Annotated in this window: 10 protein-coding genes; all 10 read left to right on the top strand. The window is 63.3% G+C overall.

Going from position 1 to position 12,399, the window contains the following annotated elements; translation table 11 throughout:
• The first annotated feature begins 2 nt into the window (after window positions 1–2).
• The 10 genes from BM297_RS18975 to BM297_RS18930 all read left to right on the top strand — a co-directional run bounded on the left by BM297_RS18975 (window position 3) and on the right by BM297_RS18930 (window position 12,399).
• A complete protein-coding gene (locus BM297_RS18975) occupies window positions 3–1,367 on the top strand; it encodes a polysaccharide deacetylase family protein (protein WP_092434662.1) in 1,365 nt (454 codons plus the stop codon).
• 133 nt (window positions 1,368–1,500) lie between these two features.
• Window positions 1,501–2,559, top strand: coding sequence for a non-hydrolyzing UDP-N-acetylglucosamine 2-epimerase (gene wecB / locus BM297_RS18970; RefSeq protein WP_092434659.1), 1,059 nt, complete (start codon window positions 1,501–1,503; stop codon window positions 2,557–2,559).
• On the top strand, window positions 2,556–3,815 hold the full coding sequence (locus BM297_RS18965; RefSeq protein WP_092434656.1) for a glycosyltransferase: 1,260 nt from the start codon (window positions 2,556–2,558) through the stop codon (window positions 3,813–3,815). The genes wecB and BM297_RS18965 overlap by 4 nt, the downstream gene beginning before the upstream one ends.
• A 103-nt stretch (window positions 3,816–3,918) precedes the next feature.
• Window positions 3,919–5,058 carry an O-antigen ligase family protein gene (locus BM297_RS18960; protein WP_092434653.1) on the top strand — a complete coding sequence of 380 codons (1,140 nt, stop codon included), beginning with the start codon at window positions 3,919–3,921 and terminating at the stop codon, window positions 5,056–5,058.
• Window positions 5,046–7,034 carry an asparagine synthase (glutamine-hydrolyzing) gene (gene asnB / locus BM297_RS18955; RefSeq protein ID WP_092434650.1) on the top strand — a complete coding sequence of 663 codons (1,989 nt, stop codon included), beginning with the start codon at window positions 5,046–5,048 and terminating at the stop codon, window positions 7,032–7,034. Before BM297_RS18960 ends, asnB begins: the two co-directional genes overlap by 13 nt.
• On the top strand, window positions 7,012–8,136 hold the full coding sequence (locus tag BM297_RS18950) for a glycosyltransferase family 4 protein (protein ID WP_092434647.1): 1,125 nt from the start codon (window positions 7,012–7,014) through the stop codon (window positions 8,134–8,136). Before asnB ends, BM297_RS18950 begins: the two co-directional genes overlap by 23 nt.
• Entirely contained in the window at window positions 8,136–8,729 is a 594-nt protein-coding gene (locus BM297_RS18945) for a sugar transferase (protein ID WP_092434644.1), read from the top strand. The genes BM297_RS18950 and BM297_RS18945 overlap by 1 nt, the downstream gene beginning before the upstream one ends.
• A 52-nt stretch (window positions 8,730–8,781) precedes the next feature.
• The gene (locus BM297_RS18940; protein WP_092434642.1) at window positions 8,782–9,792 is read left to right on the top strand and encodes a GNAT family N-acetyltransferase; all 1,011 of its coding nucleotides are present in this window, start codon (window positions 8,782–8,784) and stop codon (window positions 9,790–9,792) included.
• A gap of 37 nt (window positions 9,793–9,829) precedes the next feature.
• The gene (locus tag BM297_RS18935; protein ID WP_092434639.1) at window positions 9,830–10,957 is read left to right on the top strand and encodes a DegT/DnrJ/EryC1/StrS family aminotransferase; all 1,128 of its coding nucleotides are present in this window, start codon (window positions 9,830–9,832) and stop codon (window positions 10,955–10,957) included.
• Window positions 10,948–12,399 carry an oligosaccharide flippase family protein gene (locus tag BM297_RS18930; protein ID WP_217648288.1) on the top strand — a complete coding sequence of 484 codons (1,452 nt, stop codon included), beginning with the start codon at window positions 10,948–10,950 and terminating at the stop codon, window positions 12,397–12,399. Before BM297_RS18935 ends, BM297_RS18930 begins: the two co-directional genes overlap by 10 nt.

The raw sequence follows: 12,399 nt of genomic DNA, 5'->3' as shown, positions 1-12,399 counted from the left end.
GCATGAACACCCGCGACGCATGGCCAACTCCCGCTATCACCGCCTGGCTGGAACAGATCCTGGCCGAGCGCTTCGGCCATGCCTTTACCCTGCAGGTTGCCGGCAACGGCTTTGTTCGCCTGGGCATGGCCGACAGTTCGCAGGCAATCGAAATCGCCTCGGCACCCGAGCTCTTCACCCGCAGCGACTCGAGTCTGCCCTGCACGTCCTGGGAAGCCAGCCGCGAAGGCTGGCAATCGGCCCTGGGCAAACCGCTGCCCGCCCCCGGAGCGGCCAGACTGCCTTCGCCGCTGATCGAGCCAACGGCCACGGGCTTTCGCATGCACTACGACATCCTCGGTCTGACCTACTGGATGCTCGCGCGCCAGGAGGAGGTTGGCCGCCAGGACCTGGACCATCACCAGCGCTTTCCGGCCACCTCGTCCCATGCCTTCAGGCATGACTATCTGGAACGCCCGGTCATCGACGAATGGCTGCAGGTACTCGGCCAGGTCATCCAGCAACTGTGGCCAGCGCTGCCGATCCGCCAGCACCACTTCAGCATGAAGGTGTCCCACGATGTCGACCGGCCAAGTCGCTACGGATTCTGCTCCGCAGCCCGAATCATCCGCTTCATGGCGGGCGATGTACTCAAGCGCCGGTACTTCAAGAACGCATGGCTGGCGCCCTGGGTACGTCTCGGCAGTCGGGACACGCTGCATCCCGCAGATCCCGACAACACCTTCGACTGGCTGATGGATCTCTCCGAGCAGCACGGGCTGAGCAGTGCCTTCTATTTCATCTGTGGCCGCACCGACCCGCAGCGCGATGCCGACTACGAACCCGAACACCCGGCGATCCGCGAATTGATGCGGCGCATCCATGCCCGCGGCCATGAAATTGGCCTACACCCGAGCTTCGACACCTATCAGAAGCCGGCGGCCATTGTCGCCGAGGCCCAGCGGCTGCGCCGTATATGCGCGGAAGAGGGTATCGAACAGGCCGCATGGGGCGGACGCATGCACTACCTGCGCTGGGAAAACCCGACCACCCCGCGCGCCTGGGAACAGGCGGGCATGGCCTATGACAGCACCCTCAGCTATGCCGATCGCCCAGGCTTTCGCTGCGGCACCTGTTTCGAATACCCGGCCTTCGACCCCGTGAAGGGCCAGGCACTGAAGCTGCGCATCCGCCCGCTGATCGCCATGGAGGGTACGGTCATGGAACCAACCTACATGGGGCTGGGTAGCGGCGAGGCCGCACTCAACAAGTTCAACGAACTGAAAGATCGCTGCAAGGCCGTCAAGGGGTGCTTCACCCTGCTCTGGCACAACTCGTTGTTCGATACCCAGGCCGAGCGCGAGCTGTATCGGCAACTCCTGCAGTGATGCCTGCCCAGGCCCGCGCCATCAGCCGCCACCGTTCATCACCTGCTTGAGCCGCGCCCCGCCAGTGCCGCAGCAAATGGGCTGACTGCCCCGATCGACAACCACTCGAATCCAGTATCCCAGGGCATGATCCATGAAAATACTGACCGTCATCGGCGCTCGCCCCCAGTTCATCAAGGCCGCCGTGGTGTCCCGGGCCTTGTCCGAACACCGGCCGGATGTTCGCGAAATCCTCGTGCACACCGGCCAGCACTACGACACCAACATGTCGGAGGTCTTCTTCGAGGAACTGCACATTCCGCGGCCGGATTACAACCTCGGTATCGGCGGCGGCACGCACGGCCAAAACACCGGGCGCATGCTCGAAAAGATCGAGGAGCTGCTGCTGAGCGAAAAGCCCGACTGGACGCTGGTCTACGGCGATACCGACAGCACCCTGGCCGGCGCGCTGGCCGCCGCGAAGCAGCATGTCCCGGTCGCCCATATCGAAGCGGGCCTGCGCTCGTTCAACCGGCGCATGCCGGAAGAAATCAATCGCGTGCTGACCGACCACCTTGCCAGCCTGCTGTTCGCCCCCACCGACATTGCCCGTGCCAACCTGCTCCGCGAAGGTGTCGAGCCGGACAGCATCCGGGTGGTCGGTGATGTCATGTACGACGCCGCCCTCTACTACCAGGCGCGCGCGCGCAAGCCGGCTTGGTTCGACGCGCTCGACATCCCGATCGACGCCTTCGTGCTCTGCACCATCCATCGTGCGGAAAACACCGACGACCCCATCTGCCTGCGTGGAATCCTCGCGGGCCTGGAAGGCAGCGAGCTGCCGGTGATCCTCCCCCTGCACCCCAGGACGCGCGGCAAACTCGAGAGCATGGCGCTCCGGCTGCCGGCCAACATCCGGGCAGTCGACCCTGTCGGCTATCTGGAAATGGCCTGGCTCGAGGCCCACTGCAAACTGATTGCCACCGACTCGGGTGGAGTGCAGAAAGAGGCCTACTTCCACCGCAAGCCCTGCGTCACCCTGCGCGGCGAGACCGAGTGGGTCGAACTGGTCAGCCACGGCTGCAACCTGATCGCCGGGCATAGCCCCGAGGCCATCATGGCCCACATCAAGTCCTGTCAGTTCCCCGCCGGCATCGATGGCCTGTACGGCAACGGCGAGAGTGCCCCCCTGATTGCCCGGAGCATCCGATGAGAATCGCCCTACTCGCCTTCCACTTCCGACCAGACGAGGCGGTCGGATCGATCCGGCCGGAAAACTGGGCGACCTGGCTCGCCCAGGAGCACGAAGTCCATGTCGTCACCCGTGCCGCCAACGCGCCGGATGATAGCGGCGACTGCAGCTATCGGATCTCGCGCACCCGGTCGTTGCCCATCAGGATCATCGAGGCGCTCAATGCCTACCGGAAAAAAGCCCGGTCCGACAAGGCGCAAAACCCCAGGCTCGCCAAGCCCCAGGGCAACGACAAGAAAACCTCCTCCGGAGCCCTTGTTTACCGGATGCCCTGTCTGTTCGATTTCTGGCTGCCATCGGCCTATGGCGAACTGAAAAGGATCCGCCCCGACCTGGTCATCGCGACCCACAGCCCCTACATCAGCATCGTCATTGCGCTTCTCTATTGCCTGAACAACCCCAGGACAAAACTCTGGGTCGACTTTCGTGACCTGTGGGTCGGCAACCACATTTCGACAGGCTTGCCGCTGCTCTCGAAACTGGAGAGATACCTGGAAAAAAGAGCCCTGAACCGAGCAGAGGTCGTCTCGACTGTCAGCCAGGGCCTGCAGGAAGAACTGGACAAGACCCTCGGCCAGGCAAAGACCCAGCTGATATACAACTGCCCGGCCAGGCTGGATAAAACAGCGGCGCCCACCCCCGGCAATTCCGCGGCCCCGCTCACCCTGTGCTACACGGGCACCATCAACAATGGCTGGCGGGATCCCGCCCCGCTGCTGCAACTGCTGACCACACTCCAGCGCGCCAACAGGATCGAAACAAGTGCAGTGAAATTTTGCGTGGCCTCGAAAAACCCGGGGAATCTCCTTGAAATAGCCCGCCACCTCGACGCCAGCGAATTTGTCGATTTCAAGGGTGCGCTCTCAAGGCAGGCATCCATCGACCTGCAACTGCAATCCGACATCCTCGTGCTGCTCGAATCACCCGCACCGGAAGCCCGTGGGGTATTGACCGGAAAAATCTTCGAGTATCTCGCCACCACCAAGCCGATCCTCCTGATCGGCCCCGACGAGCACTCGGAAATATACAGAATCCTGAAAAAACACAACCGCCTGCTCACGCTCGAGGAGTTCGAGCAGATCATCACCGGCAAGCAGGCACTACCTCTGCAACAGGCCGTCGATTACTCGGAAATATCGAAAAACCAACTGCTCGCTTCAATAAAGGCACTGACTGCACCAGCCAAAGGTGCATCCGACTGCTGCCAGACCATCTAATTAGAAAACCGGCAACAACCTTCCCTTGGCAACCCCACATTGCCTGCACTGAAAACCACCAAACGCGGCTGCCCCATACTCACCGAACCGAGTCTCGGCCACGATGAAAACCATAATTCCCAGCTTCCTGATCGCCACGGCAATCTCCCTGGTTCTGCAGACCAACTACAGACTGTCGGACGGAATTGGCGTGGGCGAAATAGGCCTGGCGCTGTTCATCATTTTCTCGATAGCCAGCTGCTTTGCCACACCGGCCAGAACGCCAGCACTCAGTGATCATCCGCTGCCGCTGCTGGCACTGATCTACCTCCTGACGGTTCTGCTCCCGGTGACAGCCCTCAACACCTACTACGGCACCCATGGCGCGGAATTCAGGGATCTATTTGCCTATCTGCTGTGCGCGTTCACAACCTTTGCACTTGCCACGCAAGCGTCGAAAACCCGAGAAATCGCGATTCTGACCATCGGCATCACCATCGCCCTGGTTTCACTGCAGTATCTGTTTGGCGACAACAGCGCTTGGTACTCGCAAATCCGCTTTACCGGTGGCGCAAAAAACCCGAACCAGTTGGCCTTGTACGTCGTCTGCCTGACCCTGATTGCCGCCATCCACATCACCCACCCACTGCTGAAGTCCGCCTGCATCGGCATCCTGGTTTTCTTCGGCATCGCCAGCCTCTCCGATGCCTATTTGGCCTATGCGGGCATAACCCTGGGCATTCTGCTGCTTACCCTCATCATTCCCAGCCGCTTCTTCATGCTGGCGGCGCCCTTGGCCATGATTCTCGCGGTCATCCTCGGTGTCTGGTTCCTCGAGGACATCGCGAACATGCTCGGCAAGCAGTGGTCGGTCGCCGACGAAGGGGGTTCGCGGATCACCCTCTACCTCAACGGCATCAGGGCATGGCTCGACACCCCGTTGAGCTTCATGCTGGGCAATGGGGCGGGCAATTTCTCGGGGATCTACGCCCCCTTCCAAGGCTCGGAGGCCCATAGCACCCCGATCGACATACTGTCGGTCGGCGGGCTGCTCGGATTTGTCGCGATCTACTTCTTTCCGGTCAAGTGGGCCATCGATGTCTACCGGCTCGACCAGAAGCTGGTCTTCGCCTGCACCGTTGGCCTGATCGGCTTCACCCTCTTCCACTTCGTGGCCCGCCACCCGATCTTCTGGGTCACGCTCTTCTTCCTCTTTCAGTACATCAAAGATCAACAAGGGATTGCCAGATCATGTGTGGCATAACCGGTTTCTGGTCAGCTGAAACTGCCGATACCAGCGCCTCGGCCGGCATCGCCTGGCGCATGGCCGATACCCTGCGCAACCGTGGACCGGATGATGGCGGCGTATGGCTGGACCACGCGCACAACCTGGCCCTCGGCCATCGCCGCCTGTCGATCCTTGACCTCTCCCCGGCCGGCCACCAGCCGATGCATTCGGCCTGCGAGCGTTATGTCATCGCCTTCAACGGCGAGATCTACAACCACCGTGACCTGCGCAGCCAACTGACCGACGAGGGCAAGGATCCTCCCTGGTGCGGACATGCCGATACCGAAACCCTGCTGGCCTGCTTTGCCGCCTGGGGCATCGAGAAGACCCTGCAAGCCTGCGTGGGCATGTTCGCCATCGCCCTGTGGGATCGCCGGGACAGGCGGCTCACCCTGGCACGCGATCGCATGGGCGAAAAGCCGCTGTACTACGGCTGGCAGGGCGATACGCTGCTGTTCGGCTCCGAACTCAAGGCACTCAAGGCCCACCCGGCGTTTCGTGGCGCTGTCGACCGCAATGCACTGACCCTGCTGCTGCGGCACAACTGCATTCCCGCCCCGTACAGCATCTATCAAGGCATCGCCAAGCTGCTGCCCGGTCACTTCATCAACATTCCGCTGCACGGCAGCTCCTCTGCCCGCGCCGCGCAGCCGCAGGCCTACTGGCGCCTGAACGATGCGGTGCAGCGGGGGCTGGCCGATCCCTTCAGCGGCAGCCCGGACGAGGCCGTCGATCTGCTGCACAGCCGCCTCTCGGCCAGCATCGGCGAGCAGATGCTGGCCGATGTCCCCCTCGGCGCCTTCCTCAGTGGCGGCACGGACAGCAGCACCATCGCCGCGCTGATGCAGGCACAGAGCCATCAACCGATCCGCACCTTCACCATCGGCTTCGACGAGGGCGGCTATGACGAGGCGGCGCACGCCAAGGCCGTCGCCCGCCATCTGGGCACCGAGCATACCGAACTGTATGTCCACCCCAAGGACGCGCTGGCGGTGATCCCGCGCCTGCCGACGATGTATTGCGAGCCGTTCAGCGACAGTTCGCAGATCCCCACCTTCCTGGTCAGCCAGATGGCGCGCCAGCACGTGACGGTGGCCTTGAGTGGCGACGGTGGCGACGAACTGTTCGGCGGCTACAACCGCTATCTCAGTGCGCGCAAGGTGTGGAGCCGGATGCAGCGCCTGCCGCTCTTCGCCCGGCATGCCGCGGCCGGCATGCTGCGCGCCCTGCCGCCCGCCACCTGGGACCGCCTGTTCGCCCTGGCCAAACCACTGCTGCCCAAACGCCTGCATCTCGCCATCCCCGGCGACAAGGCGCAGAAACTGGCCGACGTACTGGCCCTGTCCGACGAGCAAGCCTTCTTTCACCAGCTCACCAGCCACTGGAAGGACCCCGCCAGCATCGTCATCGGTGCCCGCGAGCCGCAGACCCAGCTGACCACGCCGGCGGCCTGGCCGCACAGCGACAGCTTCGAGCACTGGATGATGGCCATGGATACGCAGACCTACATGACCGACGACATCCTGGTCAAAGTCGATCGCGCGGCCATGGCCACTAGCCTGGAAACCCGCGTGCCGATGCTCGACCACCGCGTGGTCGAGCTGGCCTGGCGCATGCCGCTGGATCTGAAGATCCGCCAGGGGCAGGGCAAATGGCTGCTGCGCCAGGTGCTGTACCGCCATATTCCGCAGCAGCTGATCGAGCGCCCCAAGCAGGGCTTCAGCATTCCGCTGGACAGCTGGCTGCGCGGCCCGCTGCGCGACTGGGCGGAACATCTGCTCAATGAGGGACGCCTGCGCCAGGAAGGCTACTTCCACCCCGCACCGATCCGCCAAATGTGGACCGAACACCTGAGCGGGCGGCGCAACTGGCAGCATCACCTGTGGGATGTGCTGATGTTCCAGGCCTGGCTCGCGGAGAACCAGCACCATGACCTTTCTGCTCATCGCTAGTTTCGCCGACTCGATCCTCAGCTTCCGCGGCCCGCTGCTGGATGCCCTGCTCGCCCGCGGCCTCAGCGTGCATGTCGCCGCACCGGATCTGCCGGCAGACAGCCTCATGCGCCAGCGCCTGGAAGCCCGGGGCATCCAGGTGCATGACATCCCCCTGCGCCGCACCGGCACCAACCCCCTGGCCGACGCAACCACCCTGCTGCACCTGTGGCAGCTGATGCGGCGCATCCATCCGCAATTCGTGCTGGGCTACACCATCAAGCCGGTGATCTACGGTTCGCTGGCCGCCCTGCTGGCCCAGGTTCCGCAGCGCTTTGCCCTGGTGACCGGGCTCGGCTACCTGTTCCAGAGCGAGGTCGACGAAGGCGATAGCCGCAGCCGGCTACGCTCGCTGGTGCAACCGCTGTACGCCCTGGCGCTGCGCTGCACCCACAAGGTGTTCCTGCAGAACCCCGACGATCAGGCGCTGTTCCGCTCCCTGGGGATTCTCCCGCCGGCGACGCCCTCGGTGGTAGTCAACGGTTCCGGCGTCGACGTGGCCGAATACGAGGTCGCGCCGCTACCCAAGGCGCCACACTTTCTGCTGATCGCCCGCCTGCTCCGCGACAAGGGCGTGCGCGAGTACGCCGCAGCGGCCCGGCGCATTCGCGCCCGCTATCCGGACGCCGTATTCAGCCTGGTCGGCTGGATCGACGAGAATCCCGATGCCATCGCCCAGCAGGAGCTGGATGCCTGGGTGGCGGATGGCACCTGCAACTATCTCGGTCGCCTGAGCGACGTGCGTCCCGCGATTGCCGCCTGCACGGTCTATGTCCTGCCCTCCTATCACGAAGGCACACCGCGCACGGTGCTGGAGGCCATGGCCATGGGCCGCGCCATCATCACCACCGACGCCCCCGGTTGCCGCGAGACGGTGGTCGATGGCGACAACGGCTTTCTGGTGCCGGTCAAGGCGGTGGACGAGCTGGTGGGCGCCATGCAGCGCTTCATCGAAGAGCCCGAGCTGGCCGCCCGCATGGGAGCACGGGCGCGGCAGATTGCCGAAGAGAAATACGACGTGCACCGGGTCAATACGGTGATGCTGCAGGAGATGGGAATCTGATGCTCAAGCGTCTGTTCGATATCGTCGCGGCCGCCTGCGGCCTGTTGCTGCTCGCCCCGGTCATCGCCATCGTCGCCTGGCAGATCCGTCGCAAGCTCGGTTCCCCGGTGCTGTTTCGACAGCTGCGCCCCGGCCGCGACGGCAAGCCGTTCGAAATCATCAAGTTCCGCAGCATGCGCGACGCCGTGGATGCCCACGGCGACCCGCTGCCGGATGGCGAGCGCATGACGCCGTTCGGCAGCTTCCTGCGTGCCAGCAGCCTGGACGAACTGCCGGAGCTGTGGAACGTGCTCAAGGGCGACATGAGCCTGGTCGGCCCGCGCCCGCTGCTGATGGAGTACCTGCCGCTGTACAGCCCCGAGCAATTTCGCCGTCATGCGGTGCGCCCCGGCGTCACCGGCTGGGCCCAGGTCAACGGCCGCAATGCTCTGAGCTGGGAAGACAAGTTCCGCCTGGATATCTGGTACGTGGACCACCAGTCCTTCTGGCTGGACCTGAAGATCATCTGCCTGACGCTCGCCAAGGTCATGGTGCGCGAAGGCATCAGCGCCGCGGGCGAAGCGACGATGCCAAAGTTCACCGGCTCCAAATAGCCGCCCCCCCTGCATTGAAAACCGCAAAGTTTGCTCAACGGGCCGCAACGTCATGGATATCATCGAGATCTCTGGCAAGGCCGACTGGGAAAAATCCCTGTCAAAAGCCCCTCGCCATGATTTTTACCACACCATGGATTTCCACCAGCTCTCCAGTCTGAATGGCGAGGGCGATCCAGTGCTGTTCGACATCCGGCTCGAGCATGGCGGAGTACTCTTTCCCCTGCTCGCGCGCAGCATCAAAGACTCTCCCTTGAAGGATTTGACCTCCGTCTATGGCTACCCATCGCCGCTGATCTACGGGGAGATAGGCCGGACAGAAATCCCCCGCTTCTGGGACTATTTCACTTCATATCTTTACCAGCAGGGATATGTCAGCCTGTTTTCCCGCTGTCACCCGCTCGTCACCCCAGAAATCCTTGGCGAGGACCTTTTCCAGCGGTCTGGCCGGGTCGTCATCATTCGCCTCGACCGAACCGAAGAGGAGCAGGTCAGCGAATACCGCACCAACCACAAAAGGGATATCAGGAAACTCGAAAGAATTGGCGTCAGCTGCCAACAGAGCAATTCAGCAAAAGATCTTGCCGACTTCGTGGAAAACTACGAGGCCACCATGAAATCGCTGGATGCCGCGCCCTACTACTTCTTCTCGGAAAACTACTATCGGCGCCTGCTGGACGCAAAGTCCTTCGACGCCCGCATCTACTCCTGCACGCTGGACGGCTCCGTCATCTGCAGCGGCATCTTCGTCTTCTGTGGCGAATTCGTTCAGTACCATCTCGGCGGCACGGCCCCCGGCTTCGGCAGCCTGGCCCCGACCAAGCTGATGTTCGATACCGTCAGAAAGGACGCCTCCCGTCTGGGCTACAAGTACTTCTGTCTGGGCGGGGGTCTGGGCTGCAATGAAGACTCCCTGTTCATGTTCAAGGCAGGGTTCTCCAAATACATCAAGGAATTCAGAACGCTCAAGATAATCATCAATCCGGATGAATATGAAAGTCTCTCTCGAGAGGTATCTGCCGACACGAAATTCTTTCCCAGATACAGGGCCAACTGCCAATAAATAGACTTTGCCACCATGCCTCGTGGACGCCCGAGAAATGATCGAATTCATCGACCTGCAAGCCCAGCAAGCCCGGATCAGGGACAGTATCGAAGCCGGCATTCGACGTGTCCTCGAGCACGGTCAGTACATCCTCGGCCCGGAGGTGGCCGAACTGGAAGAGAGACTCGCCGCCTTCGTCGGCGCGCGCTACTGCATCACCTGCGCCAACGGTACCGACGCCCTGCAGATCGCGCAGATGGCCCTGGGCATCGGCCCCGGCGACGAGGTGATCAGCCCCGGCTTCACCTACATCGCCACCGCCGAAACCGTCGCCCAGCTCGGCGCCCGGCCGGTGTACGTGGATATCGAGCCGCACACCTACACCCTCAACCCGCGCGTGCTGGAAGCGGCGATCACCCCACGCACCCGGGCGATCATCCCGGTATCGCTGTACGGTCAGTGCGCCGACTTCGACACCATCAACGCGATTGCCAAGCGCCACGGCATCCCGGTGATCGAAGATGCGGCGCAGAGCTTCGGCGCCACCTACAAGGGCCGGCGTTCCTGCAACCTGACCACCATCGCCTGCACCAGCTTCTTCCCCAGCAAACCGCTGGGCTGCTATGGCGACGGCGGGGCGATCTTCACCAACGACGACGAACTGGCCACCGTCATGCGCCAGATCGCCCGGCACGGCCAGGATCGCCGCTACCATCACATCCGCGTCGGGGTGAACAGCCGCCTGGATACCCTGCAGGCCGCCATCCTCTTGCCCAAGCTGGAAATTCTCGACGAGGAGATCCAGCTGCGCCAGCAGGTCGCCGCCAGCTACAAGCAGCTGCTCAGCAGCGCAGGCGAGGCGGGCGACTACGCCGAGAGCGCTCTGCCAGGTGTCCTGGCCACTCCCTGGATCCAGCCGTACAACACCAGCGTCTACGCCCAGTACACCCTGCGCGTGGCCGACCGCGCAGCCGTCCAGGCACAACTCGAGGCAGCGGGAATCCCCACCGCCGTGCACTATCCGCTGCCGCTGAACAAGCAACCGGCCGTGGCTGATCCTGGCGCTATTCTGCCGGTAGGTGATGCCGTGGCGGAGCAGGTGCTGAGTCTGCCGATGCATCCCTATCTGCGCGAGGATGACCTGCAGGCCATCGCCAAGGTGTTGCGGAGCACATGCGCTTGATCCGGCAACTGAGTGCAACCGCCGGCAGGCTGCTGCCCAAGGCGCCCTTCGCCCGCGGTGTCAGCGTGCTGGTCGGCGGGACCGCGGGCGCGCAGATGATGATGGTGCTGGCCGCCCCCCTGCTGACCCGGTTGTTCACTCCGGAAGACTTCGGCCTGCTGGCGGTGTATGGCGGTCTGCTGGCCCTGTTTCTCGTGGTGGCCGGCCTGCGCTACGAGATCGCCATCCCGCTGCCGGAGGATGAGCAGGTAGCGGCGAACGTCACGGTCTTATGTCTGCTGGTCGTAACCGGCACCAGCCTGTTCAGCGCCATACTGGTGTATTTCGCCGGCGATGCCATCGCGCATCTGCTCGGTGTGCCGCTGCTTTCCGCCTATCTCTGGCTCTTGCCGGCGGGCGTTTTCTTCGGCGGCATCTATCTGGCACTCCATTACTGGGCTGTGCGCCACAAGAATTTCCGGGACATCGCCGGCACGCGTATCAAGCAGGTCTTCACCACGCTGACACTCCAGCTGCTGGGCTACAAACTGGGTCCCGTCGCCCTGCTGCTCGGTCACGCCAGCGGGCATGGCATGGGCTGCCTCGCCCTGGGCCGGCACCTGGTGAGAAGCCCGAGCCTCAAGCGGGTATCCGCTGCCGGCATCCTCGCTGCCGCCCGCCGCTATCGGCGCTTTCCGCTGTTCTCGACCTGGGCGGGGCTGTTCAATACCGCCGGCACCCAGCTGCCGCCGCTGATGCTCGCCGCCCTGTTCAGCCCGGCCGCCGCAGGTCTCTATACCCTGGCGCAACGGGTGCTGGGCATTCCCATGGCGGTCATCGGCACCGCCATCGGCGGCGTGTTTCTCGCCAATGCGGCCGAGGCGCACAGGAAACAGCGCCTGGCCCCGCTGGTGGCGAAGGTCCACGAACGCCTGGCGCACATCGCCATGCCGCCCGCGCTGGTCCTGCTGCTGATCGCCCCTGAGCTGTTTACCCTGGTGTTCGGCGAGCAGTGGCACGATGCGGGCTATTTCGCCCAGTGGATGGTGCCCTGGCTGTACATGACCTTCGTGGCCTCGCCACTGAGTTCTCTGTTCGATGTCATGGAAAGGCAGAAACTGGAGCTGCTGTTCCAGGCCGTGCTGCTGGCCACCCGCACCGCCACCATCATCATCGGGGCCATGCTGGATAGCCTGGAAATGACCATCGCGCTGTTCTCGCTCGGCAGTGCACTGTGCTGGATCTGGCCGCTGCTGTGGATCAACCACTCCGCCGGCAACAGCTTGGGCAGCCTGCTCCGCCCTACCGGCCATGCCCTGCTGTGGGCCGTGGCCTGCATCTTGCCGCTGCTGATCGCAATGGCCATGTTCCCCGGGCATCCCGCCTGGCTGCTTTTCCTGGCCATCACCGCCGCATTTATCGGCGGCCGCTATTTCGTTCTGTTTCGCGAGATCTACCGATGA

Origin of the sequence: Geopseudomonas sagittaria, assembly GCF_900115715.1 — a bacterium.
Taxonomy (GTDB): Bacteria; Pseudomonadota; Gammaproteobacteria; order Pseudomonadales; family Pseudomonadaceae; genus Geopseudomonas; species Geopseudomonas sagittaria.
The sequence above is the reverse complement of the archived record's forward strand: the minus strand, read 5'-3'. Positions and strand labels throughout refer to the sequence as shown.

What these genes read in the sequence shown, in the direction of transcription:
- BM297_RS18975 (WP_092434662.1), top strand. Translation starts at nt 3, where the DNA reads ATGAACACCCGCGACGCATGGCCAACTCCCGCTATCACCGCCTGGCTG.
- wecB (WP_092434659.1), top strand. Translation starts at nt 1,501, where the DNA reads ATGAAAATACTGACCGTCATCGGCGCTCGCCCCCAGTTCATCAAGGCC.
- BM297_RS18965 (WP_092434656.1), top strand. Translation starts at nt 2,556, where the DNA reads ATGAGAATCGCCCTACTCGCCTTCCACTTCCGACCAGACGAGGCGGTC.
- BM297_RS18960 (WP_092434653.1), top strand. Translation starts at nt 3,919, where the DNA reads ATGAAAACCATAATTCCCAGCTTCCTGATCGCCACGGCAATCTCCCTG.
- asnB (WP_092434650.1), top strand. Translation starts at nt 5,046, where the DNA reads ATGTGTGGCATAACCGGTTTCTGGTCAGCTGAAACTGCCGATACCAGC.
- BM297_RS18950 (WP_092434647.1), top strand. Translation starts at nt 7,012, where the DNA reads ATGACCTTTCTGCTCATCGCTAGTTTCGCCGACTCGATCCTCAGCTTC.
- BM297_RS18945 (WP_092434644.1), top strand. Translation starts at nt 8,136, where the DNA reads ATGCTCAAGCGTCTGTTCGATATCGTCGCGGCCGCCTGCGGCCTGTTG.
- BM297_RS18940 (WP_092434642.1), top strand. Translation starts at nt 8,782, where the DNA reads ATGGATATCATCGAGATCTCTGGCAAGGCCGACTGGGAAAAATCCCTG.
- BM297_RS18935 (WP_092434639.1), top strand. Translation starts at nt 9,830, where the DNA reads ATGATCGAATTCATCGACCTGCAAGCCCAGCAAGCCCGGATCAGGGAC.
- BM297_RS18930 (WP_217648288.1), top strand. Translation starts at nt 10,948, where the DNA reads ATGCGCTTGATCCGGCAACTGAGTGCAACCGCCGGCAGGCTGCTGCCC.